The organism is Paenarthrobacter sp. GQ52, from assembly GCF_059759005.1.
In genome coordinates this window covers 1-25985 of sequence record NZ_JCAXEJ010000002.1, presented here as the reverse complement: position 1 = coordinate 25985, position 25985 = coordinate 1, and the positions used below count along the sequence as shown (strand labels likewise).

General features: G+C 61.8%; 23 protein-coding genes. 17 read left to right on the top strand and 6 right to left on the bottom strand.

The genetic code is table 11. The annotated features are described in order from the left end of the window. Positions 1 to 53 precede the first annotated feature (53 nt). Together AC6CH8_RS03680 and AC6CH8_RS03675 are read left to right on the top strand one after the other, a co-directional pair. Complete coding sequence (locus AC6CH8_RS03680) at positions 54 to 1082, top strand: TerC family protein (protein WP_420181069.1); 1029 nt, start codon at positions 54 to 56, stop codon at positions 1080 to 1082. A 29-nt stretch (positions 1083 to 1111) separates the two neighbouring features. After that, positions 1112 to 2461, top strand: a complete 1350-nt coding sequence (locus AC6CH8_RS03675; RefSeq protein WP_498188677.1) for an MFS transporter — start codon at positions 1112 to 1114, stop codon at positions 2459 to 2461. On the opposite strand, the gene AC6CH8_RS03670 is transcribed toward AC6CH8_RS03675, so the two are convergent. Genes AC6CH8_RS03670 through AC6CH8_RS03655 form a run of 4 tightly spaced genes read right to left on the bottom strand, consistent with a single transcriptional unit; the run spans position 2458 to position 8273 of the window. Next, positions 2458 to 3801, bottom strand: a complete 1344-nt coding sequence (locus AC6CH8_RS03670; RefSeq protein ID WP_498188676.1) for an alpha/beta fold hydrolase — start codon at positions 3799 to 3801, stop codon at positions 2458 to 2460. The genes AC6CH8_RS03675 and AC6CH8_RS03670 overlap by 4 nt on opposite strands. Next, positions 3794 to 4306, bottom strand: coding sequence for a GNAT family N-acetyltransferase (locus AC6CH8_RS03665; RefSeq protein WP_091467328.1), 513 nt, complete (start codon positions 4304 to 4306; stop codon positions 3794 to 3796). The genes AC6CH8_RS03670 and AC6CH8_RS03665 overlap by 8 nt, the downstream gene beginning before the upstream one ends. A 32-nt stretch (positions 4307 to 4338) precedes the next feature. Beyond that, positions 4339 to 5727 (bottom strand): CoA transferase, encoded by a 1389-nt coding sequence (locus AC6CH8_RS03660; protein ID WP_498188675.1) that lies wholly within the window; start codon positions 5725 to 5727, stop codon positions 4339 to 4341. An 11-nt stretch (positions 5728 to 5738) separates the two neighbouring features. Further along, complete coding sequence (locus tag AC6CH8_RS03655; RefSeq protein ID WP_091467332.1) at positions 5739 to 8273, bottom strand: DEAD/DEAH box helicase; 2535 nt, start codon at positions 8271 to 8273, stop codon at positions 5739 to 5741. A 70-nt stretch (positions 8274 to 8343) separates the two neighbouring features. Between AC6CH8_RS03655 and AC6CH8_RS03650 the strand changes: the two genes are divergently transcribed. From AC6CH8_RS03650 to AC6CH8_RS03580, 15 genes are all read left to right on the top strand, one after another. Further along, on the top strand, positions 8344 to 9138 hold the full coding sequence (locus tag AC6CH8_RS03650) for a trans-aconitate 2-methyltransferase (protein ID WP_498188674.1): 795 nt from the start codon (positions 8344 to 8346) through the stop codon (positions 9136 to 9138). A 154-nt stretch (positions 9139 to 9292) separates the two neighbouring features. After that, the gene (locus AC6CH8_RS03645; protein ID WP_091467334.1) at positions 9293 to 9673 is read left to right on the top strand and encodes a GntR family transcriptional regulator; all 381 of its coding nucleotides are present in this window, start codon (positions 9293 to 9295) and stop codon (positions 9671 to 9673) included. 65 nt (positions 9674 to 9738) lie between these two features. After that, entirely contained in the window at positions 9739 to 12666 is a 2928-nt protein-coding gene (uvrA, locus tag AC6CH8_RS03640; protein ID WP_498188673.1) for an excinuclease ABC subunit UvrA, read from the top strand. A 112-nt stretch (positions 12667 to 12778) separates the two neighbouring features. After that, positions 12779 to 13495: an HAD hydrolase-like protein gene (locus AC6CH8_RS03635; protein ID WP_498188672.1), complete on the top strand. Its 717-nt coding sequence runs from the start codon at positions 12779 to 12781 to the stop codon at positions 13493 to 13495. Beyond that, positions 13482 to 14150, top strand: a complete 669-nt coding sequence (locus AC6CH8_RS03630) for a lysophospholipid acyltransferase family protein (protein ID WP_091467339.1) — start codon at positions 13482 to 13484, stop codon at positions 14148 to 14150. The genes AC6CH8_RS03635 and AC6CH8_RS03630 overlap by 14 nt, the downstream gene beginning before the upstream one ends. Positions 14151 to 14210: 60 nt before the next feature. After that, positions 14211 to 16241, top strand: coding sequence for an excinuclease ABC subunit UvrC (gene uvrC / locus AC6CH8_RS03625; protein WP_498188671.1), 2031 nt, complete (start codon positions 14211 to 14213; stop codon positions 16239 to 16241). 132 nt (positions 16242 to 16373) lie between these two features. After that, on the top strand, positions 16374 to 17297 hold the full coding sequence (gene rapZ, locus AC6CH8_RS03620) for an RNase adapter RapZ (RefSeq protein ID WP_420181077.1): 924 nt from the start codon (positions 16374 to 16376) through the stop codon (positions 17295 to 17297). Continuing rightward, entirely contained in the window at positions 17297 to 18313 is a 1017-nt protein-coding gene (locus tag AC6CH8_RS03615) for a gluconeogenesis factor YvcK family protein (RefSeq protein WP_017198460.1), read from the top strand. Before rapZ ends, AC6CH8_RS03615 begins: the two co-directional genes overlap by 1 nt. A 9-nt stretch (positions 18314 to 18322) precedes the next feature. After that, positions 18323 to 19303, top strand: a complete 981-nt coding sequence (gene whiA / locus AC6CH8_RS03610; RefSeq protein WP_017198459.1) for a DNA-binding protein WhiA — start codon at positions 18323 to 18325, stop codon at positions 19301 to 19303. A 175-nt stretch (positions 19304 to 19478) separates the two neighbouring features. After that, positions 19479 to 20102: a superoxide dismutase gene (locus tag AC6CH8_RS03605; protein ID WP_091467344.1), complete on the top strand. Its 624-nt coding sequence runs from the start codon at positions 19479 to 19481 to the stop codon at positions 20100 to 20102. Positions 20103 to 20373: 271 nt separating this feature from the next. Continuing rightward, on the top strand, positions 20374 to 21384 hold the full coding sequence (gene gap / locus AC6CH8_RS03600; RefSeq protein ID WP_091467346.1) for a type I glyceraldehyde-3-phosphate dehydrogenase: 1011 nt from the start codon (positions 20374 to 20376) through the stop codon (positions 21382 to 21384). 9 nt (positions 21385 to 21393) lie between these two features. Then, positions 21394 to 22620, top strand: a complete 1227-nt coding sequence (locus AC6CH8_RS03595; RefSeq protein ID WP_498188670.1) for a phosphoglycerate kinase — start codon at positions 21394 to 21396, stop codon at positions 22618 to 22620. Positions 22621 to 22694: 74 nt separating this feature from the next. Beyond that, positions 22695 to 23510 carry a triose-phosphate isomerase gene (gene tpiA, locus AC6CH8_RS03590; RefSeq protein WP_178993035.1) on the top strand — a complete coding sequence of 272 codons (816 nt, stop codon included), beginning with the start codon at positions 22695 to 22697 and terminating at the stop codon, positions 23508 to 23510. A gap of 36 nt (positions 23511 to 23546) precedes the next feature. After that, positions 23547 to 23804: a preprotein translocase subunit SecG gene (gene secG, locus AC6CH8_RS03585; protein WP_017198454.1), complete on the top strand. Its 258-nt coding sequence runs from the start codon at positions 23547 to 23549 to the stop codon at positions 23802 to 23804. Between the two features lie 163 nt (positions 23805 to 23967). Further along, positions 23968 to 24363 (top strand): RNA polymerase-binding protein RbpA, encoded by a 396-nt coding sequence (locus AC6CH8_RS03580; protein ID WP_091467352.1) that lies wholly within the window; start codon positions 23968 to 23970, stop codon positions 24361 to 24363. On the opposite strand, the gene pgl is transcribed toward AC6CH8_RS03580, so the two are convergent. Both pgl and AC6CH8_RS03570 read right to left on the bottom strand, forming a co-directional pair. Next, on the bottom strand, positions 24316 to 25134 hold the full coding sequence (pgl, locus tag AC6CH8_RS03575) for a 6-phosphogluconolactonase (protein WP_091467354.1): 819 nt from the start codon (positions 25132 to 25134) through the stop codon (positions 24316 to 24318). The two genes, AC6CH8_RS03580 and pgl, sit on opposite strands and share 48 nt — an antisense overlap. Further along, positions 25124 to 25985 (bottom strand): glucose-6-phosphate dehydrogenase assembly protein OpcA (locus tag AC6CH8_RS03570; protein ID WP_498188669.1); only part of this gene is annotated, 862 nt, incomplete at its 5' end. The genes pgl and AC6CH8_RS03570, both read right to left, overlap by 11 nt.

Below are 25985 nucleotides of genomic sequence, written 5' to 3'. Positions count from 1 at the left end.
GCAGGCCGGAGAGACTTACACCGCTTTCCCGTACCCTGCGAAAGGCACCTTTAATGCAGCTTCCCGTCTGGTTTGAGATCGGCTCCTTTGTCGTTCTCGGAATCATCCTGCTGATCGACCTCCTGTTGGTCGTCAAGCGTCCCCATGAACCTTCCATGAAGGAAGCCGGCCTGTGGGTCGGCTTCTACGTCGCGCTTGCCCTGCTCTTTGCAGTTGCAATGTTCGTCTTTGCAGGCCCCGAATATGGCGGCCAATTCGTCGCAGGCTGGGTCACTGAGTACAGCCTGAGCATCGACAACCTCTTTGTGTTCATCATCATCATGGCCCGCTTCTCGGTGCCCCGTAAGTACCAGCAGGAAGTGCTGATGGTGGGCATCATCATCGCGCTGATCCTTCGCGGTATCTTCATCGCCTTGGGCGCAGTGGTCATCGAGCAGTTCAGCTGGGTCTTCTACATCTTCGGCGCGTTCCTTCTCTGGACGGCCTGGAAGCAGGCCAAGGACTCCGGCGAAGACGAAGAAGAAGGCGCCGAAAACCCTCTGATCGCCCGCCTGCGCAAGGTCTTGCCGATGTCCGAGAAGTTCGACGGCAACAAGATCCGCACCGTGGTGGACGGCAAGAAGGTCTTCACGCCCATGCTGATCGTCTTCATCACCATCGGCCTCACGGACCTCCTGTTCGCCGTGGACTCCATCCCCGCGATCTTCGGCCTGACCCAAAGCGCGTTCATCGTCTTCACTGCCAACATCTTCGCCTTGATGGGCTTGCGCCAGCTGTACTTCCTCCTCGGCGGACTCATGACACGCCTGGTGTACTTGAAGCACGCCCTGTCCGTCATCCTGGCCTTCATCGGGGTCAAGCTTGTCCTCCACGCAATGCACGTGAACGAGCTTCCGTTCATCAACGGCGGACACCACATCGAATGGGCTCCTGAGATCCCCACCTATGTGTCGTTGGCTGTCATCGTCGGTACCATCATCGTTGCTGTCGTAGCCAGCTTGATGAGCCCGCAGGCACGGCAAGCCAAGCTGGATGCCCGACTCGAGGCAGATGCCAAGAAGAGCATGAGCGAGGCCGAGTAACTGACCTCCAAAGGTTGTAGTCTCGTGAAGTGACTACCACTTCAACTACGGCGCTGGACCCACAACGGGTTCAGCGCCGTACTGTTTTCCTGCTCAGCTCCGCACAGCTGCTCAGCGGCGTTGGCAATGGGGCGACTCTTTCCATCGGGTCCCTGCTGGCCGTGGACTTATCAGGTTCCGAAGCCTGGGCCGGCTCCATCACCACTGTCCTGACACTGGCTGCAGCAATCGCAGCACTGCCGCTGGCAAGGTTGGCTGAGGCACGGGGCCGGCGCGTAGGACTCGTCACCGGCCTGGCAGCTGCGATGGTGGGTGCCTTGCTCATCATCGCCGCAGTGATGAGCGAGTCGTTCGTCCTGCTTCTGCTTGGCGCAGCTTTTCTCGGCCTTGGCACAGCCGCGAACCTGCAGGCTCGTTTCGCCGCCGTCGACCTCGCCGAACCGGAGCACCGCGGACGATCATTGTCCACGGTGGTCTGGGCCATCACCATCGGGGCTGTGGCAGGGCCCAACCTGATACAGCCAGGAGCCGCCGTAGGTGCGGCACTGGGCCTGCCGCCCATCGCCGGCCCCTTTGTGTTCTCGGCCGTGGGATTGTTCCTGGCGGCCGGGCTACTGTACGCGGGACTACGGCCAGATCCTCTGCTGCTGTCCCGCCGCTTGGCTCGTCAGGCCGACGTTAGCGGCGAGCCGGGACCTCAGCCTGTCCGGGGAACCATCCGGTCCGGTCTTCGAGCCGTCCGATCATCACCGCAGGCGATACTGGCCCTGGCAGCCGTCGTGGCTGCGCACGGCGTCATGGTGGCGGTCATGTCCATGACCCCACTGCATCTTCAACAGCTGGTGGGCGGATCCCATGAGGGACACCACGGAACCACCGACAGCACGGATGCCCTGGTGGTTATCGGGCTTACGATTTCCCTCCACATTGCTGGAATGTTCGCCCTGTCTCCGCTCTGGGGTTGGCTAACGGACAAGGCCGGCCGATTTCAGACCATTGCCATGGGCCACGGACTTCTTCTGGTGGCGGTGTTCATCGCCGGGTTCGGCCAGCAGGAGCCTGTGTTGGTGACAGCGGGGTTGATTCTCCTGGGACTGGGCTGGTCGGCGGCAACCATTGCTGGATCAACGCTGTTGGCCGAGAGCGTCGTACCTGACCAACGGGTTACTGTGCAGGGTGTCTCCGACACCCTGATGGGTGCCGCGGGGGCGCTCGGAGGCGCAACCTCAGGCCTGCTTCTTGCGTGGATCGGCTATCAAGGGCTCAATATCGCTTCCAGCCTTCTCGCCGCAGCCGTGCTGGCCCTGACAGCCGTCACGGCAACCCGGCAGCGGGCGGCCGCCTCGATAGATGGCCGCACCGAAGGCACCTCCACCTAACGGTTGGCGCGCACCATACCGAAGAGTCTCCCGAAGATGCCCTCACCGTCTTCGCCGATGCCGTCATGATGGAAGTCCGACGTAACCCAGGTTTGAAGTCCGCGCACCGCGGCCGCGGTCTCAAGCGATAGATCGTGATCCACGTAGATGTCGTCCTTGTACACGGCGGCTGCGACGGGGACCGTGTTGGAGGCCAACCGGGTGGGGTCATATAACGGTTTCCAGTCCTGGCGGGCGGCCAGTTGTTCGGCCACTTCGCGTAGGGGAACCAGCGCGGGATCCTGTTCGAAATACCACGGATACACCATTTCGCCTGTGAGCAGCGGATCCCCGGCTTCCGGTTTGAACTCCGGGTAGTCCTCCAGAACGCGCCAGGCGGCCCAGTTGGTTGCCTCTCCCTGAGCGTAGATTGATTCGTGCAGGACGGCGTAGAGCGGATTGGCCGCCCGACTCACCAGTCCCCGTACTTGTTCAAGGAATGATTCGGACAACCGCTCGCCGGAGGGCGTGTCGATGAACGCGTCCTCCAAAAGATAGTGAAGCGCATCAACCCGGGTGTTGCCGCCCAGGAAGGATCCCACCATTTGGAAACGCTCCGGCGTTAGCCGTTCGCCACTGGCGAGGAATTCAGGGTGCTGCTCCAAATGACGGGCAATGCGCGTGACCTTTTTCCGGTCCTCCGGGTACCACGAGAAATACTCGGCGTTCCTGGCGGCAACCCGACGGAACGTTGCTTGATACACGCGCTCCGCTGAACCGTGGAGCGGTGCCAGGCCGCCCGTGATGAGCACTTCGCGCAGTCCTTCCGGCGCGTAGGACAGGTACGTCAGTGCACAGAACCCGCCGAAGCTCTGTCCCAGCACTGACCAGGGTCCGGAGCCCAGGACACCTCGGATGTACTCGGCGTCAGCCACAATGGAATCGGCACGGAAGTGGGTCAGGTATTCTGCCTGCGACGCAGCGTTACCCCGGAGCTCCAATGACTGACGCTCAATCGGGGTGGACAGTCCGGTGCCGCGTTGGTCAAGCATGAGGATGCGGAAGTCCTTCGCTGCCGCCTTCATCCAGCCGGACAGCGACGTTACACGATTGCCCCTGCCGCCGGGCCCCCCTTGGAGGAACAAGAGCCACGGCAGCTTGGCGGCTTCGTCCGCCGAATGGTCAGTGGACGAGTATTCCCGGGCGAAGACCGTGATCGTCTCGTCGGGTACATCTGCCTGATGCGTCAAGGGAACAGTGAAGTAGTGCTCCGCCGTCCGTAGTCCACGAAATTCGTGGCGGGCTTGGATGATGTGCCTGCCGGTGGCGGCCCGCTCGTCAGCTACGTACGGTTCAGCCACGGGTCAGCGCCTCTTTCGCCTCACTGACGTTCGCTCCGAAGGCCTGGAGTGCGTCGCCTGTCAGCCTGAACGTCGACCATTCCTCCATGGGGAAAGCACCAAGGTTCTTGTAGAAGTTGATGGAGGGTTCGTTCCAGTTCAGGACGCTCCATTCCACCCGGGCGTAACCGCGTTCGACGGCGGTGGCGGCCAGATATTGCAGGAGCGCCTTTCCGTGGCCCTCGCCACGGGCATCCGGCACTACGTAGAGGTCCTCAAGGTAGATGCCGTGGACGCCTTCCCATGTGGAGTAGTTCAGGAACCAGAGCGCGAAACCTTGAACTGTGCCGGAGCTGTTTTCGGCAATGGTGGCGTATACCCGGGGGTTCTCGCCAAAGAGTACTTCGGTGAGCATGGCCGGGGTGTTCTTAACTGCGTCCGGTTCCTTCTCGTAGATCGCGAGGTCGTGGATCATACGCAGGATGGCGGGAACGTCGTCAACGGTGGCGGGGCGGATTACACTCATGCATTCGAGCTTACTAGGGGCTTGCCGGACTCCTACCGCCAGGCGAGCGTTGACGTTCCATAACGTACGGGCGGTTCCCGGTACGTGAGCGGTGTGCCCGCCACCACAAGGGGCGGCCCTACGAACCTGAGCTCGCCGTAGGGGCTGTCCGCTTCAAGGTACTCCGGTTCATGGAGTTGGCTCACCGGGCTGCCTTGGTGGCCGGAAGGCAGGGCGAAGAGCTCCTCGGCCGTCCGCGCCAGGGAGAGTTTCGCTGCTCCACCGGTTCCGGTCATGAGTCGCTCGGCCAGCAGGGCCAGCACTGCCGCCGCGAGTCCGTATCCTGTGGCGTGGTCCAGTGCCTGAACCGGAAGCGCACCAGGTGTCCATCCGTCGTCGTGATGCCGTCCATACCGCTCAGCGATTCCGCAGGCTGCCTGGACGAGGCTGTCAAAGCCCCGCCGCCCCTTCCACGGCCCGCTGCTGCCCCATGCGGTAAGTGCGACAACCACCAGCCCGGGCTTGGTAGCGAGCAGCGCGCCCTGGCTCAATCCGAATTTGTCCAAGCCCCCGCCCCGGTATCCGGTGACCACCACATCTGCTGAGGCGACGAGAGCATGCACAGTTGCAATGTCTTCATTCTTCCTGAAATCAGCTTCGGCGCTGCGCTTGTCGAACCCGGCGTCAATAAAAGCATCGATCAGCTCCGGAAGGACGGGCGGGTCGATGCGCAGGACGTCTGCGCCCAGGGCACCCAGCAGGCGCGTGGCAGTAGGGCCGGCGATGACGCGTGTCAGGTCGAGCACTCTCAACCCATCCAACGGCTGAAACGGGTTCTCCGCCGGCATCCATGGCGTGGAATCCGAACCCACGGACCGAATATCAGAACGCGAGAGGCTGATCCACGGACCGGAGATTGCCGCGCCATGCATCGGCGAGGCCACCCATTCCTCGCGGCTCCGGACAGCGGCAGCCACCCCCTTGTGGGCCGCGATCACAGTCTCGGCCTCCAAGGACGTCATAGCCAACAGCGCCCGGTCAACGTCCTGCGGCACTGTGGCCGACAACGCTTCCATCAGCCGTGCTGCGTGATGAGGGTAGTTGGCGTGGAGGCGGATCCAGCCGTCGGCCGTGCGCCGGAATCCCGACGTGGGAGCGAAGCCTTGGGGTTTCCGCCCCTCAACCCGAAGGTGCCCCAGCGAATCGAAAGACGCTGCAGTAAGGCCTGAGTCAATCGAGTATCTGCCTGGGTGGCCAGTCATCGCATTGAGCGCTGTAGCGGCGGCTTGAACCGAACCCAGCGCCAAACCCTCCACGTCCAGGCCGCCACCCCACCATCGACGCGAACCAGTGCAGGCCGCCCGCTGCTCCCCGCGTAAGGCTTCCATCTCCCGCAAGCCCGCGGTCAGGTCCGGGACGGATTCAACGGCGCCGGGTTTCATCGCACGTGGACCTAGAGCCTGTTGACGTCTGTCACCCGGACCACGGCGGTTCCAGTCTCATCGGATGCTGCCAAGTCCACCTCGGCCGAAATTCCCCAATCGTGGTTGCCCGCAGGGTCGTCGAAGATCTGCCGGACCTTCCACGTCCCTGGTTCTTCGGTGATGATGAGCAACCCGGGACCCCGCGCATCAGGACCGGTGCCGATGTCGTCATGTTCGTCGAAGTAGTCGTCCAGGACTTCTTCCCACCGCTCGGCGTCCCAGCCGGCATCGGCGTCGAGTTCGCCCAAGGCTGCGGAGTCCTCGTCCGCAAAAAGTTCAACCCTGCGGAACATCTCATTCCGCACCATGACCCGGAAAGCCCGGATGTTGGTGGTCAGCAGCGGCGGCGGGGGCGGGGGAGCGTCATGGGGTGTGGGGGCAAGCCCGGACGTGAGCTCTTCCCACTCGTCCAGGAGGCTGGAATCCACTTGGCGCACCAGCTCACCCAGCCACGCGATGAGGTCTTCAAGGTCCTCGCGGAGCGAATCCTGGGGAACCGTCTGCCTGAGCGCGCGGAAGCCATCCGCCAGGTAACGCAGGACGATGCCCTCCGACCGGGCAAGGCCATAGAACTGCACAAACTCGCCAAAGTTCATGGCACGCTCATACATGTCCCGGATAATCGATTTCGGAGCGAGCTCGAAGTCGCCCACCCAGGGGGCCGCCTTCCGGTAGACCTCGAAGGCCTCGCCGAGAATCTCCGCCAAGGGCATGGGATAGGTAACTTCGTCCAGCATGGCCATGCGCTGGTCATACTCAATGCCGTCAGCCTTCATGGCGGCAACAGCCTCGCCTCGAGCCTTCTTCTGCTGGGCAGAGAGAATCTGGCGCGGCTTCTCCAGCGTGGACTCAATGACGGAGACTACATCCAAGGCGTAGGAGGGAGACTCAGGATCAAGGAGCTCCAACGCGGCAAGCGCAAAGGGGGAGAGCGGCTGGTTAAGGGCAAAGTTTGCCTGCAGGTGAACAGTCAGCCGGACTGAGCGCCCTTCAGCCTCCTGTTCCTCCTCCGGGATGCGTTCCACCACACCCGCGGCCAGCAATTCCCTGTAGATTCCCAAGGCCTTCTTCATCAACTTGAGCTGCGCCGGGCGGCTCTCATGGTTCTCACTGAGCAGGCGCCGGGTTGCCTGGAAGGGATCGCCCGGCCGTTCCATAAGGTTCAACAGCATCGCGTGGGTCACCGTAAAGCTGGAAGTCAAAGGCTCGGGCACAGACTCCACGAGACGCTTGAACGTCGGCTCCCCCCAGGAAACGAACCCTTCCGGAGGTTTTTTCTTGACCACTTGGCGCAGTTTCTTCTGGTCATCGCCAAACTTGGCGGTGGCTTTGGCCATGGCCTTGGTGTTCTCCACCACGTGGTCCGGGGCCTGAACCACCACCGTCCCGGCGGTGTCATAGCCGGCGCGGCCTGCGCGGCCGGCAATCTGGTGGAACTCACGTGAGTTAAGCGATCTGGTGCGTACGCCGTCGTACTTGCTAAGAGCCGTCAACAGCACCGTCCGGATCGGCACGTTGATGCCCACACCCAAAGTATCGGTTCCGCAGATCACCTTGAGGAGGCCTGCTTGGGCGAGCTGTTCCACCAAGCGGCGGTACTTGGGCAACATACCGGCGTGATGTACCCCGATCCCGTGCCGGACCAGCCTGTTGAGCGTTTTTCCGAAGCCGGCGGCAAACCTGAATCCCGCAATCAACTCTGCAATGCGGTCCTTTTCAGCACGGCTGCACATGTTGATGCTCATGAGGTTTTGGGCCCGCTCGATAGCTTCCGCCTGGCTGAAATGCACCACATAGACGGGGACCTGCTTGGTGGAGAGCAGTTCTTCCAGCGTCTCGTGAACCGGGGTCAGGTGGTAGTAGTAATGCAGCGGAATGGGACGTTCCGCAGAGCTGACAGTCGTGGTGGTCCGGCCCGTCAGCTCAGACAAACCGGTTTCGAATCGGGAGACGTCGCCCAGGGTGGCGGACATCAGGAGGAACTGGGCCTGGGGGAGTTCCAGGAGCGGTACCTGCCACGCCCAACCGCGCTGCGGGTCGGAGTAAAAGTGGAACTCGTCCATGATCACGGAGCCCAGCTCGGCCGCAGAGCCTTCGCGCAGGGCGATGTTGGCCAGGATTTCCGCCGTGCAGCAGATGATGGGGGCATCCTGGTTCACGCCGGAATCACCGGTGATCATGCCAACATTTTCGGCACCGAAGATCTCGCAGAGTGCGAAGAACTTCTCGGAAACCAGTGCTTTGATCGGGGCTGTGTAATAGCTCCGCTGGCCGCGTGCCATTGCCTCAAAGTGCGCCGCAATTGCTACCAGGGATTTACCGGAGCCTGTGGGCGTGGCCAGGATAACGTTCGCGCCGGAGGCAAGCTCCATGATCGCTTCGTCCTGCGCCGGGTATAGCTGCAATCCACGGCTCTCAGTCCACGCCACGAACCGGGTGTAGATTTCGTCCGGGTCCAAAGGACCGGTGGCCGTGGAACCGGGGAGCTGCTCAAGAAGTTTCATTGGTTTCCAGCTTAGTGCCCGGACGGTTTAGGCTCGGCCCAGCAGGCATGGCAGACGCGAGGAGGCTTTTGTGAAGTGGGATCCATCCAAGTATGTGGAATTCGGCAACCATCGCGACCGGCCATTCCATGACCTCGTCGCGAGGGTCCGGGCTGACGAACCAAGGACAGTCATTGACCTCGGCTGCGGTCCCGGGAACCTGACCGCTACGCTGGTTGATCGCTGGCCGGAGGCGCACGTTGTGGGTCTGGACTCCTCGGAGGAAATGCTCCTCAAAGCACAGTCCCTCCGGGAGCAGTCCCCCCAGGAGCAGTCCGGCCGGCTGACCTTCCAGCTGGGCGATGTCACGCAGTGGGTCCCCGATGCGGATACTGACGTCGTGGTCACGAATGCCGTTCTCCAATGGATTCCCGGACATCAGGAGTTGTTGGCCGGTTGGCTTCGTGTCCTCAAACCGGGGGCATGGTTTGCCATGCAGGTACCGGGAAACTTCACGTCGCCGTCCCACACCCTGATGCGGCAACTGGCCGAATCGCCAAGGTGGTCTACCCGGCTGGGTGGCGTGCTTCGGCACGATGGCGCTGTGGGCAGTCCTGCGGACTACCTGGGCATCATGCTCGACGCCGGATGTGCAGCAGACGCTTGGGAGACCACCTACCAGCAGGTTCTGCAAGGTGAAGACCCGGTATTGGAGTGGGTCCGGGGCACTGGACTTCGTCCAATATTGGCAGCCTTGACTCCCGTGGAGGCATCTGAATTCGAGGCGGAGTACTCGGCCCTGCTGCGTGAGGCCTACCCTTCGACGATCCACGGAACGGTCTACCCTTTCCGTCGCGTTTTCGCCGTAGCCCAAAAGGCCGCATGACCCGGCAGTACACTTCGACGCACGTAGCATTCGGTTTCCTCCGCCGTGACAGCTTGTTCCCGACCGGCGTCGCTGGTCTAATTCTCGGCATGGACCAAGGAAGCTTCGTACAAGAGATGCCCCGCGTGGAGCCTGCGCCAGGCCGGGTCTCCTCGTGACTCCCACCGGGGATTTTCCGGGAAGCTGGCGCCCCAACACCAGCAGCGCCGTTGCGCTCTTTGAACAATTGAGACTGCGCATCATTGAACTGGTGGATGCCGGAATCCTTGCCGTTGGCGCCAAGCTTCCTCCTGTTCGCAATCTGGCCGGGGTGCTGGATGTCGCTCCGCACACCGTGGCCCGTGCATATAAGGAATTGGAAGCAGCCGGGGTCGTGGCAACACGTGGACGCAATGGCACTGTGGTCTGCCCGCGCGATGATCGCTGGGGAGCACTAGCCGGTGTTGCCGCAGAATATGCCGCCGCCGCCAAGGCCCAAGGAGCTTCGTTCGCTGAGGCAGTCCAGCTTCTTGCTGCTGCATATGATGCCGACTGATACCGATCAGTAGCATGTGAGGCACGACATGGAAATTCGAAGACGTTTTCGATTAGCATTGGTAGGTGCCCAAAGCCTTAGCTGAAGATACCGCCATGGATGCCGTGAACGGCGTCTCCGTCCCACCCGATACCAAACCCGCCAAGCCGGATCTTTCCCGTTTGGTGGTCAAGGGTGCCCGGGAACACAATTTGCGAAACGTGGACCTCGATCTGCCCCGTGACGCCATGATCGTGTTCACGGGACTCTCCGGTTCCGGGAAGTCGTCCCTGGCTTTTGACACGATCTTCGCAGAGGGCCAGCGTCGTTACGTGGAGTCGTTGTCCGCGTACGCGCGTCAATTCCTTGGGCAGGTGGATAAGCCTGATGTCGATTTCATCGAGGGTTTGTCTCCTGCTGTATCCATCGACCAGAAGTCCACCAGCAAGAATCCGCGTTCCACGGTGGGCACCATCACCGAGATCTACGACTACATGCGGTTGCTCTGGGCGCGCGTAGGCCGGCCACACTGCCCTGTTTGTGGCGAGCCCATCGCCCGGCAGACGCCGCAACAGATCGTGGACCAGCTCCTGGAACTGGATCCTGGCACACGGTTCCAGGTCCTTGCCCCGGTTGTACGCGGCCGCAAGGGTGAGTTTGTCGATCTCTTCAAGGAGCTGACCGCAAAGGGCTATTCACGTGCCCGTGTGGACGGCGAACTTGTCCAGCTGAGCGATCCTCCCAAGCTCGGCAAACAGTTCAAGCACACCATCGAGGTTGTGGTGGATCGCCTGGTGGTCAAGGAAGAGATCAGCCAACGTCTTACTGACTCCGTCGAGACAGCCCTGGGCCTTGCAGAAGGCCGGGTGCTGGTGGAGTTCGTGGACCTCGATGCCGAGGATCCCGAGCGTATCCGCGCCTTCTCGGAGAACCTGGCGTGTCCCAACGAGCACCCGTTGGCCATTGACGAAATTGAACCGCGCTCATTCTCCTTCAACAACCCCTTCGGTGCCTGCTCTGCCTGCAGTGGCATCGGAACGCGGCTGGAAGTGGATGAAGAGCTCATCGTTCCCAATCCGGAGCTCTCCCTGGGTGAGGGCGCCATTGCTCCTTGGGCCCTGGGCACAGCGACAACGGAGTATTGGAACCGGCTCCTCGAGGGCCTGGCCCACGAACTGGGCTTCTCCATGAAGACATCGTGGGAGAAGCTGCCCAAGGAGGTCCGCAACACCGTCCTTCACGGCAAGGATCACAAGGTTGTTGTCCAGTACAAGAACCGCTTTGGTCGTGAGCGCAAGTACAGCACTGGGTTTGAAGGTGCCATCCAGTACGTCCACCGCAAGCACGGAGAAACGGATTCCGACTGGGCACGCGACCGGTACGAAGAGTACATGCGGCAGATTCCCTGCCCTGAGTGCAATGGTGCGCGCCTCAACCCGGCGTCGCTGTCCGTGCTCATCAACGGGAAGTCGATCGCCGAGGTCGCTGCCCTGCCGATGCGCGAGTGCGCGGAGTTCCTGGGAAGCCTTACCCTGACCAACAGGGAAGCCCAGATCGCCAACCAGGTGCTGAAGGAAATCCAGGCCCGCCTGACCTTCCTCCTGGACGTCGGCTTGGAATACCTCAACCTGGAGCGACCCTCGGGTACGTTGTCCGGTGGCGAGGCCCAACGCATCCGGCTGGCCACCCAAATCGGCTCCGGCCTGGTGGGTGTCCTCTACGTTTTGGACGAACCATCCATTGGGTTGCACCAGCGTGACAACCGGCGACTGATCGAGACGCTCACCCGACTCCGGGATCTCGGTAACACCCTGATCGTGGTGGAACATGACGAAGACACCATCCACGAAGCAGACTGGGTTGTTGACATCGGACCCGGTGCCGGTGAACACGGCGGCCAAGTGGTGCACTCCGGAACCTACAAGGAACTCCTGGAGAACCCTGACTCGCTGACGGGCGCCTACTTGTCCGGACGCCGCAAGATTGATATCCCGGCCAAACGCCGAAAGTACGACAAAAAGCGTGAGCTCAAGGTAGTGGGCGCCAGGGAGAACAATCTCAACAACGTAGACGCCACGTTCCCCTTGGGACTTTTCACCGCGGTCACGGGCGTCAGTGGTTCCGGCAAATCCACCTTGGTGAACGAGATCCTGTATAAGGTCCTCGCCAACAAGCTCAACGGCGCCAAGCAGGTTGCGGGACGGCACCGCACGATTGCCGGGCTGGAGCACCTGGACAAGGTGGTCCACGTCGACCAAAGCCCCATCGGCCGGACACCCCGGTCCAACCCGGCTACCTACACCGGCGTCTTTGACAACATCCGGAAACTCTTCGCTGAGACCACTGAAGCCAAGGTACGTGGTTACCAGCCGGGACGGTTCTCGTTCAACGTCAAGGGTGGGCGCTGCGAGGCGTGTTCCGGCGACGGTACGTTGAAGATCGAGATGAACTTCCTGCCGGACGTCTACGTCCCTTGCGAAGTGTGCCACGGCGCCAGGTACAACCGGGAAACCCTTGAAGTTCACTACAAGGGCAAGACCATTGCCGACGTCCTCAACATGCCAATAGAGGAAGGTGCAGAATTTTTCGCTGCCTTCACTCCGATCGCACGGCATTTGAACACCTTGGTGGACGTGGGCCTTGGTTACGTCAGGCTTGGCCAGCCGGCAACCACTTTGTCAGGTGGAGAGGCCCAGCGGGTAAAGCTGGCTGCCGAGCTCCAGAAGCGTTCCAACGGTCGCAGCATATATGTCCTTGATGAGCCCACCACTGGCCTGCACTTTGAGGACATCCGCAAGCTGCTCATGGTTCTTCAGGGCTTGGTGGACAAAGGCAATACCGTGATCACCATTGAGCACAACCTGGACGTGATCAAGTCTGCGGACTGGATTGTGGACCTTGGTCCGAATGGGGGTTCGGGCGGAGGAAAGATCGTGGCCACAGGAACGCCGGAGCAGGTGGCAAAATCCACGGATAGCCACACAGCGACGTTCCTGGCCGAGATTCTCGGTTAGTTACTCACGGACGGCTTTGAGGCCACCAAAGGAAAATCCTCGGGACCTTGGAAGTATTCCAGTAGCGGCATGCGAGTTTCAGGCATGCCGCTACTCGTGAGAAACTAACCCGGTGACTCAAACAACGGTGCCCGTAATATTCGATCTGGACGGCACCCTTGTCGATCCGGCCGGCGGTATCACGGGAGGCATTTCTGCTGCCCTCCGGGAAATGGACCTCCCTGTTCCCGAACAAGCCGTGCTGAATTCCATGGTGGGTCCCAAACTCAGCGATTCCCTCCTCCACTTGGCGAAAGTCCCCAGGGAATTGGTGGATGAAACCATTGAGCGGTACCGGGGCCACTACAAAGAAACCGGCATTGGCCAAAGCAAGTTGTACCCGGGAATCTTCGATCTCCTCGAATTCTTCGCTGAGACTGGCCGGCCCGTCGCGGTGGCCACCCAGAAGCCGCAGTCAATTGCGCGCCTCGTGCTGGAGCACCATGGAATTGCTGACTTCTTCGTTTCCATCCGCGGGGCTGCGGATGACGAATCACTGAAGGCCAATACAGCGTCCGGCAAGGTGGAAATCGTCGCCGCGGCGTTAAATGATCTCCACTCCCAGCCGGCCGTCATGGTGGGGGACAGGCATCAAGACGTCGCAGGCGCTCTCGCCAATGGATTGGACTGCATCGGAGTCAGTTGGGGATTTGCACCGGACGGTGAACTTGAGCAAGCCGGAGCAGTCGCGGTGGTAAACACTGCCCTCGAACTGCGCACCAAAATTGAAGAACTTGACGCTGTCCGCGCGGCAGCCCTGAGCGAGGTACAAAACGATGGCAGTCTTTGATGCGATCCGCTGGACAACCCGAGGCCTGATTTCCTCCACTTGCCGTCCTACGGTCATTGGGCTCGAGAACGTTCCCAAGGATGGGCCATTTATCGTAGCCCCCAACCACCTCTCCTTCCTGGACAGCGTCATCGTTCAGGCATTGATGCCCCGCCCTGTTGCCTTCTTCGCCAAAGCGGAATACTTCACCACCAAAGGCGTCAAAGGCGCCGTGATGAAGTCATTCTTCGAGGCAGTAGGTTCCATTCCCGTCGAGCGCGGTGAACAAGCGGCCAGTGTCCAGGCGCTCAAGACCCTGCTGGACATCCTGGAATCCGGGAAGGGCATCGGCATCTACCCGGAAGGCACACGATCCCGCGACGGTATTCTTTACCGCGGCAGGACGGGCGTGGGATGGCTTGCCTTGACCACGGGCGCTCCCGTGATCCCGGTGGGGCTGATCGGCACGGAGCAGTTGCAGCCTGCGGACAAGAACGCCGTTCGGCCGCAGCACTTCACCATGAAGGTTGGCGAGCCCCTCTACTTCGACAAGACAGGCCCGGACCACTCCCTGCCCGCCCGCCGCGAAGTCACTGACAAAATCATGGATGCCATTGCACTGCTTAGCGGCCAGGAGCGGTCCACCAGCTACAACCAAAGCAAGGCGGTCGACTGACGCCTTGGTGGCCGCGCCACCGTGGCAATGAGTGTCGTTCCGGTTCACTAGACTGGAAACGTGGCAGATCCAGCAAGTTACCGGCCCCAAACAGGTGAAATCCCCACCACTCCGGGCGTCTACCGTTTCCGTGACCCCCATGGCCGGGTCATCTATGTGGGCAAGGCAAAAAACCTTCGTTCCCGGCTGAATTCGTACTTCGCGAATCCTGCAGGACTCCTCCCGAAGACCCATGCAATGGTCCACGCGGCCAGCAGTGTTGAATGGACCGTGGTGGGCAGCGAGCTGGAATCGCTGCAATTGGAATACACCTGGATCAAGGAATTCAAGCCTCGGTTTAACGTCGTATTCCGGGATGACAAGACGTATCCCTACCTCGCCGTCACCATGGGGGAGAAGTACCCCAGGGTGCAGGTCATGCGCGGTGAAAGAAGGAAGGGCACCAGGTACTTCGGTCCCTACACAGCCGGTGCCATCCGGGAAACCATGGACACACTCCTACGGGTCTTCCCTGTGCGGAGCTGCAGCGCAGGCGTCTTTAAGCGGGCCGAGTCCAGCGGACGCCCCTGCCTCCTGGGTTATATCGACAAATGTTCCGCTCCCTGTGTCGGCCGGGTCACCCCCGACGAACACCGTGGTCTGGCAGAAGACTTCTGTTCCTTCATGGGCGGCGAAGCCAAGCGCTTCATCAACCGGCTGGAGAAAGACATGTCTGCCGCCGTAGCCGAATTGGACTACGAGCGCGCGGCCGGGCTCAGGGACGACATCATCGCGCTCCGCAAGGTCTTTGAACGCAACGCAGTGGTCCTCGCGGAGGATACCGACGCGGACGTTTTCGCGCTTCACGAGGACGAACTCGAAGCTTCCGTGCAGGTGTTCCACGTTCGCGGCGGACGTGTCCGCGGACAGCGCGGTTGGGTCGTAGAAAAAGTCGAGGATGCTACGACGCCGGAACTCATCGAGCACCTGCTGCAGCAGGTCTACGGTGAGGACAGTGAAGTGCAGGGTCGAATTCCACGTGAAGTCCTGGTTCCGGAGAACCCCAGTAACCATGCTGAACTCATGGAATGGCTGGGAGGCTTGCGAGGTGCCAAGGTAGACATCCGCGTACCACAGCGCGGTGACAAGGCCGCCCTGATGTCCACCGTGCGCGAGAATGCAGAGCAAGCTTTGAAACTGCATAAGACACGCCGTGCAGGAGACATTACTGTCCGCTCCGTTGCCCTCCAGGAACTGCAGGAGGCCTTGGAGATTCCGGTTCCCCTGCTGCGGATCGAGTGCTTCGATATTTCCCACGTTCAAGGAACAAACGTGGTGGCTTCCATGGTGGTGGTGGAAGATGGGCTGCCCAAGAAGTCCGACTACCGGAAATTCTCCATTACGGGCGCTGCAGCCGCCGACGATACTGCGGCCATGCACGACGTCCTGACCCGTCGCTTCAGGCACTATCTCACGGACAAGGCCTCCCAGGTCCCGATCGTTTCCGGCGAAATCATCAACCCGACACGTAGCAGTGCACAAAGTACCAGGGACAAGAGCAGCACTGACGTGCCGCCGTCGGACCCTACTTTGCCCGCTCCGAAGGCCAAGTTCGCCTACCCGCCCAACCTGGTGGTGGTGGACGGAGGTCAGCCGCAGGTCAACGCGGCGGCCCGCGCCCTGGGGGAATTGGGCATTGATGACGTTTACGTGGTGGGTCTGGCCAAACGGCTCGAGGAAGTCTGGCTGCCTGACAGCGACTTCCCCGTGATCCTGCCCCGGACGTCGCAAGGTTTGTACCTCCTGCAGCGGATCCGTGACGAGGCCCACCGCTTTGCCATCAGCTTCCACCGCCAGAAGCGCGGCAAGGCCATGACAGTGTCCGTCCTGGACGGCGTGCCCGGCCTGGGGGAGGCGAAACGGAAGGCCCTGGTGGCACACTTCGGATCGCTCAAGAAGATCAAGGCCGCATCCGTGGAGGAGCTCACCTCTGCCAAGGGCATCGGGCCGGCTCTGGCTGCCGCGGTGGTCCAGCACCTTGGTTCTGCTGCGGTCACCGGTGAAACGGCACCTGCGGTGAACATGACCACCGGCGAAATCCTTGAATCTTAGCTAGGGTAAGAACTTGGCCGGTCGGCGCAAGAGTGCTGCCGGACGCCTGAGATGCGGCCACATGGGCCATGCTGCCCCAGGCGGCTACCACAAGCTTTCGAATGACCACTTCCGACGAAACGGGGACAACAGATGGATGAGGCTACGGCAGAGTCCGGCACGGAGCAGGACGGCCTGACGCCCGTCAAGCCGCCTGAGGCGGAGTTGCTGGTGGTAACCGGCATGTCGGGTGCCGGACGCAGCACCGCCTCAGATGCCCTGGAGGATCACGGCTGGTACGTCGTTGACAACCTTCCTCCGCAAATGTTGGGCACTCTGGCCGAAATCGTCTCGCATGCGCCAAAGTCGATACCCAAGCTGGCCGTAGTTGTGGACGTCCGGAGCAAGGACCTCTTCACCGATATTCAGACTGCGCTGGGAGCTTTGAGCGCCAGCGGCATCACCTTCCGGGTACTCTTCCTGGACGCCAACGACGACGTCCTGGTCCGCCGTTTCGAGCAGGGACGTCGCCCGCATCCGCTGCAGGGCGGTGGAAGGATCCTCGACGGCATCGGCATCGAGCGTGAGGTCCTCCGGGAACTTCGTGAGCACGCCGACGTCGTTCTGGACACCTCGGACTTCAACGTCCATGGCTTGGCCACAGCCATCACGGAGCTGTTCAGTGATACCGGGCCCGTGACGCTACGCCTGAACGTCATGAGTTTTGGCTTCAAGTACGGGCTCCCCGTGGACGCCAACTTTGTGGCCGATGCCCGCTTTATCCCCAACCCGCACTGGGTACCCCAGCTCCGGCCCCACACCGGCTTGGACCAGGACGTCAGCGACTACGTCCTGGGCGCGGAGGGTGTTCAGGAGTTCGTGGACCGTTACGTTAGGGCGTTGGAGCCTGTCCTGGACGGCTACCGCCAGGAGAACAAGCACTACGCCACGCTGGCGGTCGGTTGCACCGGCGGCAAACACCGTTCGGTGGCGGTTACGGTGGAACTTTCCAAGCGCCTTGCGCAGTACCCCCGTGTCACCGTGACCACCACCCACCGCGACCTGGGACGCGAGTAGTGGGGGTTCTGACGGGCCCGCTGCCACTCATACCGCCCAAGGGCGTTCCCGGTAGCCAGCAAAAGAAGAGCCCCTCCGTGGTCGCCTTGGGAGGCGGTCACGGACTGGCAGCTTCGCTGTCTGCCCTTCGTTTGCTCACATCCGAGCTGACGGCAATCGTCACGGTAGCGGACGACGGCGGCAGCTCCGGGCGTCTCCGCGACGAGTACGGCGTCCTCCCGCCGGGAGACCTGCGGATGGCCCTGAGCGCTCTTTGCGACGACACGGATTGGGGCCGGACCTGGCGCGATGTCATGCAGCACCGCTTCGAAGCCGGTTCGGCGAAAGGGGGCTCACTGGACAATCACGCCATGGGCAACCTGCTGATCGTCACACTGTGGGAACTTTTGGGCGACACCGTTGCAGGCCTCAAGTGGGCTGGAGCGTTGTTGGGTGCCCGCGGACAGGTACTGCCCATGTCCAGCGTCCCCCTCACCATTGAGGGCAAGGCGCAGGTGGAATTACCGGGCGGCGGCCATGAACTGCGGACGGTTCGGGGGCAGGCAAAGTGCGCCGTGGCTGGGAAGCTGGAAGAAGTCAGGCTCTTGCCCGAAGCCGCCCCTGCCTGCACTGAGGCGCTCACTGCGATTGAGCTGGCTGATTGGGTCATTCTGGGCCCTGGTTCCTGGTACACCTCGGTCCTGCCGCATTTGCTGCTGCCTGAGCTTCGGCGGGCCCTCGGTGATACGGCTGCCAAGCGTTGCCTCACCATGAACCTGGATGTGGAAACCAAGGAAACGTCCGGCATGACGGCAGCGGACCACTTGGATGTCCTGCGGCGCTATGCACCTGAGTTCACTGTAGACGTCGTCCTGGCGGATCCCGCAGCGGTGCAGGATCGCAAGGCCTTCGAGAAGGCGGCAGCGATGATCGGCGCCGAAGTGGTGTTGGGTAGAGTAGGGGCGTCGAGGCGCCGCCCCGTCCATGATCCACTGCTGTTGGCAGCGGCGTACCACGATATTTTCGGGAACAGTTAGGAACACGCGATGGCACTTACTGCGTCGGTCAAGGACGAACTGTCCCGGCTGGACATCAAGAAATCTTCGGTCCGCAAGGCGGAAGTTTCGGCAATGCTGCGTTTTGCAGGCGGCTTGCACATTATTTCGGGGCGGATCGTTATCGAGGCCGAAGTCGACCTCGCTTCCACCGCCCGCCGTCTCCGGGCAGCGATCGCGGAAGTCTACGGACATCAGAGCGAAATCATCGTCGTATCCGGTGGAGGCCTGCGGCGGGGGAGCCGTTACGTCGTCCGCGTTGTGCGCGACGGGGAGGCACTAGCCCGCCAAACGGGCTTGCTGGATGGCCGGGGGCGACCTGTGCGGGGCCTTCCCTCCGCCGTCGTCAACGGTTCAGCGGCCGATGCTGAGGCAGTGTGGCGGGGCGCTTTCCTGGCCCATGGTTCACTCACGGAACCGGGGCGATCATCGTCCCTTGAGGTGACGTGCCCCGGCCCCGAGTCCGCGTTGGCATTGGTCGGCGCAGCCCGCCGCCTCGGAATCCAGGCCAAGGCGCGCGAAGTTCGCGGCGTTGACCGCGTGGTCATTCGTGACGGCGACACCATCGCTGCTCTCCTCACCCGCATGGGCGCCCATGACGCCCTGATGGTTTGGGAAGAACGGCGCATGCGAAAGGAAGTCCGCGCCACCGCCAACAGGCTCGCCAACTTCGACGACGCCAACCTGCGCCGCTCAGCCCAAGCCGCAGTAGCTGCGGGCGCCAGGGTGGACCGTGCATTGGAGATTCTGGGAGATGACGTTCCGGACCACCTCAAGTACGCAGGAGAGCTCCGGGTGGCGCACAAGCAGGCAAGCCTGGATGAACTCGGACGCCTGGCTGATCCGCCCATGACCAAAGACGCCATAGCCGGCCGTATCCGCCGGCTCCTGGCCATGGCAGATAAGCGTGCCTTGGATTTGGGCATCCCGGGCACTGAGGCAAATGTGACTCCGGAAATGATGGACGAGTAGGCCGCACCCATAGAATCGACAAAGTGCGGAGGAAATACTGCGAAGGCACCGCGGGTTGTTCCCGGTGGAGGCAAGAGCAGGCTTTCTTCGCCAAGGATTTCCGGCCGGTCCGCTGGCCGGATGAAATAACGAGAGTTACCAACCCGGACGTGAGTCCATTACATTGGAGGATTTCGTGACAGAGTACGTTCTGCCCGAGCTCGGCTACGACTACGCAGCACTCGAGCCGCACATTTCGGCAAAAATCATGGAGCTGCACCACAGCAAGCACCATGCGGCATACGTTGCAGGCGCCAACAACGCCCTCTCCCAGCTGGCCGACGCGCGCGAGAAGAATGATTTCGCCAACATCAACCGCCTCTCCAAGGACCTCGCGTTCCACACCGGCGGACACATCAACCACTCCGTGTTCTGGAACAACATCTCCCCGGACGGCGGCGACAAGCCCGAAGGCGAACTGGCTGCTGCCATCGATGACGCCTTCGGTTCCTTCGATGCCTTCCGTGCCCAGTTCAGCGCTGCCGCGTTGGGCCTCCAGGGTTCCGGCTGGGCTTTCCTCGCCTACGAGCCCATCGGCGGGAACCTGCTCATCGAGCAGCTCTACGATCAGCAGGGCAACGTTGCAGTAGGAACCACCCCACTGCTGATGCTGGACATGTGGGAGCACGCTTTCTACCTGGACTACGTCAACGTCAAGGCTGACTACGTCAAGGCGTTCTGGAACATCGTCAACTGGGCAGACGTCGCCAAGCGCTTCGAAGCTGCCCGCGCCAACGCCACGGGCCTCATCGTCCTCTAGTTGGTGAGTTCCGGTTCACGCCGATGTAACAAAAGTCACTTTTGGCGTGAATTGGGGCCAAATGCTGGAAAGCCTGCCTCCGCAGTTGCGGGGGCAGGCTTAGTTAAACGTAAGATGGATCACGGAAGGCGGTTAGCCTTCAGCAACGTGGCTGGTCGCCCTCCGATCTGATAATCACCTCTGCCCAAAGACGTGCGGGGTCTGTTAGTTGGAAATATTTGATCCGACTCACTAGGCGTGCTTGCAAGAGCACCAAGGAGATTGACACATAGTGACCACCCGTATTGGTATCAACGGCTTCGGCCGCATCGGCCGTAACTACTTCCGCGCAGCACTGGCCCAGGGCGCAGACCTTGAGATCGTGGCAGTCAACGACCTCACCAGCCCCGAGACCCTCGCCCACCTCCTGAAGTACGACTCCGTTGGTGGCCGCCTCACGCAGTCCGTGGAGGTTGTTGATGGCAACCTGGTAGTCGATGGCAAGTCCATCACCGTGCTGGCAGAACGCGATCCCGCCAACCTCCCCTGGGGTGAACTGGGCGTGGACATCGTCATCGAGTCCACAGGTTTCTTCACCAAGGCAGCAGCCGCCCAGAAGCACATTGACGCCGGCGCCAAGAAGGTCCTCATTTCGGCACCTGCCAGCGACGAAGACATCACCATCGTCATGGGCGTCAACCAGGACCTCTACGATCCCGCAGCGCACCACATCATCTCCAACGCGTCCTGCACTACCAACTGCCTCGGCCCGCTGGCCAAGGTTGTCAATGACGCCTTCGGCATCGAGCGTGGCCTGATGACCACGGTCCACGCCTACACGGCCGACCAGAACCTGCAGGACGGCCCGCACGGCGATCTCCGCCGTGCCCGCGCTGCTGCCATCAACATGGTCCCCACGTCTACTGGTGCTGCCAAGGCAATCGGCCTGGTCCTGCCGGAGCTCAAGGGCAAGCTGGATGGTTACGCCATCCGCGTTCCCGTCCCCACGGGTTCCGCTACTGACCTCACGGTCACTGTTTCCCGCGAAGTCACTGTGGAGGAAGTCAACGCTGCCGTCAAGGCCGCCGCTGAGTCCGAGCAGTTCGCCGGAATCCTCAGCTACACGGATGCCCCCATCGTCTCCTCGGACATCGTCGGAGACCCTGCGTCCTCCATCTTCGATTCCGGCCTCACCAAGGTCATCGGCAACCAGGTCAAGGTTGTTTCCTGGTATGACAACGAGTGGGGTTACTCCAACCGCCTCGTAGACCTCACGGAGCTTGTCGCATCCAAGCTGGGCTAGGGTAGACACATGACATCTCACACCCTCAACGAACTCATCGCTGAAGGTGTCCGCGGGCGGTACATTCTGGTCAGAAGTGACCTCAATGTGCCGCTCGACGGCTCTGCAGTGACCGACGACGGCCGCATCAAGGCCTCCCTTCCGGTCCTCAAGAAGCTCTCGGACGCCGGTGCCCGTGTGCTCGTAACCGCCCACCTCGGACGCCCCAAGGGCGCTCCAGAGGATAAGTACTCACTGAAGCCCGCTGCGACCCGCCTCGCGGAGCTCGCAGACTTCAAGGTTCAGTTGGCCAACGATACTGTGGGGGACTCCGCCAAGGAACTCGCATCCGGACTCCAGGATGGCGAAGTTCTCATCTTGGAAAATGTTCGCTTCGACGCGCGTGAAACCAGCAAGGACGACGCCGAGCGCGGCGCCTTCGCTGACGAGTTGGTTGCCCTTACGGGAAGCAACGGGGCGTTCGTGGACGACGCTTTTGGTGCCGTCCACCGCAAGCACGCGAGTGTCTTCGATGTAGCCACGCGGTTGCCGTCCTACTTGGGCGATCTTGTGCACACCGAAGTAGAGGTTCTTCGGAAGCTCACCACGGATACACAACGTCCATACGTCGTGGTTCTTGGCGGCTCCAAGGTCTCAGACAAGCTGGCGGTCATTGACAACCTGCTTGGCAAAGCGGACACCATCCTTGTTGGCGGCGGCATGCTCTTCACCTTCCTGGCAGCAGCCGGGCGCAAGGTTGCGGGCAGCCTCCTCGAGGAAGACCAGATTCCGGTAGTCCAGGACTACCTCAAGCGGGCCTCCGATGCCGGAACGTCGTTCGTGATTCCCACGGACGTCGTAGTCGCCAGCCGCTTCGCTGCGGATGCTGAGCACGAGGTCGTTAAGGCAGACGCCATTGAGGACAGCACTTTCGGTGCTTCCGGCATTGGCCTGGACATTGGTCCGGAATCGGCATCGGCATTCGCGGCCCAGATCGAAGGGGCCAAGACCGTGTTCTGGAACGGCCCCATGGGTGTCTTCGAATTCGAAGCCTTCTCCAGTGGCACGCGTGCCATTGCACAGGCCCTGACGGATACGGTTGCGTTCACCGTTGTCGGCGGTGGCGACTCGGCAGCAGCCGTTCGCACCCTCGGCTTCGAGGACTCGCAGTTCGGCCATATTTCCACCGGCGGCGGCGCCAGCTTGGAATACCTTGAAGGTAAGGAACTTCCGGGTTTGAGCGTCCTCGACCGCTAAGCATCAACCGACCGGCAGGACGTTACCGCGTCCTGCCGGTCGTTCCATATCTCAACGCATTCTTTGGAGTTCATGTGACTACCTCTGCCAACGGCAACTTCGTCCGCAAGCCCTTCATCGCCGGCAACTGGAAGATGAACATGGACCACGTCCAGGGCATCACCTTGCTGCAGAAGCTCGCCTGGACACTGTCCGATGCCAAGCATGACTACAGCCGCGCCGAGGTCGCAGTGTTTCCTCCGTTCACCGACCTCCGCGGTGTCCAGACGCTGGTTCAGGGTGACGAACTGGAAGTTGTTTACGGCGGCCAGGACCTGTCCCAGTTCGACTCCGGCGCCTACACCGGCGACATCTCAGGTCAGTTCCTCAGCAAGCTGGGATGTGCCTACGTCCTGGTGGGCCACAGTGAGCGCCGCACCATCCACAACGAGTCCGATGAAGTCTTGAACGCGAAGGTCAAGGCCGGCTTCCGTCACGGAGTCACGCCCGTTCTGTGCGTCGGCGAGGGCCTAGAAGTCCGTCAGTCCGGCACACACGTGGAGCACACCCTGGCCCAACTGCGCGCCGGCGTCGAAGGACTCACAGCCGAGCAGGCAGCTGAACTCGTTGTGGCGTATGAGCCCGTCTGGGCCATCGGCACCGGCGAAGTAGCCGGCCCGGAAGACGCACAGGAAATGTGTGCAGCAATTCGTACCGAGCTTGCCGGTCTCTTCGACGAGGCCGTCGCGGCCAAGACGCGCCTTCTTTATGGGGGCTCCGTCAAGGCCAACAATGCTGCCGCCATCATGGCCGAAAGCGACGTTGACGGATTGCTTGTGGGTGGCGCCAGCTTGGACCCCGCTGAGTTTGCTAACATTGTCAGGTTCGAGAGCCACCTCGTCACGGACTAGTCCGGCTCCCGTTTTCCGCTTCTTCGAAAGGCCGTCGTGGACGTTCTTCAAGTCATTCTGCAGATCCTGCTGGGTATCACCAGCCTTCTGCTGACGCTGCTCATCCTCTTGCACAAGGGACGTGGCGGCGGTTTGTCCGACATGTTCGGTGGCGGAATGAGCTCCGGATTGAGTTCGTCCGGCGTAGCCGAGCGTAACCTGAACCGCTTCACCATCATTCTTGGCATCACATGGGGCGTTGTGATCATTGGCCTGGGCCTGATCATGCGCTTTACCTCGGGTGGCGACTCCTAGTTCTTCCCAAAAAGGGAGGCTCCTTCATAGGAGCCTCCCTTTTTCTTTGGCTGTGACACCCACCGGTAGTGCCGCCGTCGAGCACCTCGCACTAGACTGGCCCTGTTGGCCGTAAGGCCCACAGGCCGTGACGGCCGACCACCGAGTCGCTAGGGGTTCGAAAATGGTTCATGGCACGTCTGGTTACCGGGGCACCCGCGTAGGTGTAACTCAAGGTTCAGCTCCTCGACATCAAAGCGACCACGGAGCAGGAGAACAACTACCGCGTATTCGTGTCCCCTATTGGTGCGCCAAGGGACACGAAACACGGCTTGTTTTTCTTAAGCTGCCGGACGAACAGATTCCCAGGATGTGGGACTGTCCCAAATGTGGTTCGCCCGCCACCCGGGATCCCGGTCATGCGGCCCCAACAAGACCTGAGGATGAAATCTTCAAATCGCACCTGGATTACGTTAAAGAAAGACGCTCCAGCCAAGACGCCGAAGTAGTCTTGGCCGGAGCGCTGGAGCGCCTACGCGCCCGCGGGGTCCTTCCGGACCAGCTGCTGGGGGACTCGTGACGCTGCGTTCTCATCGATAAGCCACAGTGTCCTTGCACGCCCCGCAGGGCCTGCTGCAGGGACCTGCACGGGATTGGCGCCTGCCAGGGCCAGACCCACGGCGCCGGCCTTATCCTCGCCGGCAACAACCATCCAGATTTCCTGCGCGGTGTTGATGGCTGGAAGTGTCAATGAAATGCGCGCCGACGGCGGCTTGGGTGAGTTCTCGACGCCCACTACGGTTCGTGACTTCTCGCGAATGCCGGCCTGCTCGGGAAAAAGCGAGGCAACGTGCGCATCGGGTCCGACACCCAGGAGCAGGATGTCAAAGCGCGGCAGGATGCCGGGCTTTTCGGGCCTGTTGTCCGATGTGTCCGCTGTATGCTCGGCCTCGGCCGCTGCCTTGAGCTCTTCCGCGTAGGCTGCCGCAGCTTCGTCCGCGGTGGCGTACTGATCGGCGGAGCCGGGTTCGTGAACCCGGGCGGGGTCGACGGCCAAGTGGGCGAGCAAAGCCTGGTGTGCTTGGCGCGTGTTCCTGTCATCGCTGTCGGCGCCGACGAATCGCTCGTCACCCCACCAGAAGTTAACCCTTGACCAATCGACGGCGGGTGCTGCCGCGGAGTCAGCCACAGCCCTCAGGGTCCCAATGCCAACGGTTCCGCCGGTGAGGACCACCGTGGCCTCGCCGTGCTTGTCCTGGACATCCACAAGCTTGGTGATGAGGCGCGCCGCTATGGCGGCCATCAAAACCTTGGAGTCGGGGTGGATGCTTACTCTTGGATCAGCGTGCACTGGTCTGGACTCTCCTCTGGCTGGTAAGTGGAAGTCCCATCGTAATCACTTCTCCGAAGACTTCGTCCGGATCCAGCCGTCGGAGTTCCTCAGCAAGGCAGTCTTTGAGGCTTCTGCGGGGGAGCGTGATGCGTTGTGCGGGCTGTCCCGGTTGGGTCAACTCGGCCACGGACAAGCCGGGACGGAAGAGCTGGACGTCGCCACTGGCGCGCGTGAGGCGCACGCGGCGGATTCCGGTCCCTGCCGGATCGGCAACGATCGTGACAGGGGCCTGCAGCGCGAGGCTGAGCCAGGCGGCCAGCAGGAGCGTACTCGGGGAGTCCGAGGCGCCCTCGACGGCCACTGCGGAGACGGGGTCGCCATCCACTTGGTCGAAGACTGCGGCGAGTTGCATGCGCCAGTTGGTCAGGCGGGTCCAGGCGAGGTCGGTGTCGCCGGCTTTGTAGGTCGCCCGGATGTTCTCCAACGCCCGGCGGGGGTCCGGTTCGTTGGCTGAGTCGGTGATGCGCCGGTGGGCGATCCGGCCGATGGACGTCTCGCACGCGCTTTCCGGGGCGCCGTGCGGCCACCAGGCCACGATCGGTGCGTCCGGGAGGAGCAGGGCCGCGACGAGGGATTCGCTTTCGTGGGCCATGTGCCCGTGCCCGCGCAGGACGATGACTTCGGAAGCGCCGGCGTCGCCACCGACCCGGATTTGCGCGTCGAGCCGGTCCGGTCCTTCAACGCCAGCATCGGCCAGGACGATGATCCGGCAGGGGTGTTCCCGGCTGGCTTCGTTGGCGGCCTCGATGGCGTCTTCTTCCTGCCCGGACTTCGTCACCACCACCAACGTCAGCACACGCCCCAAGGCA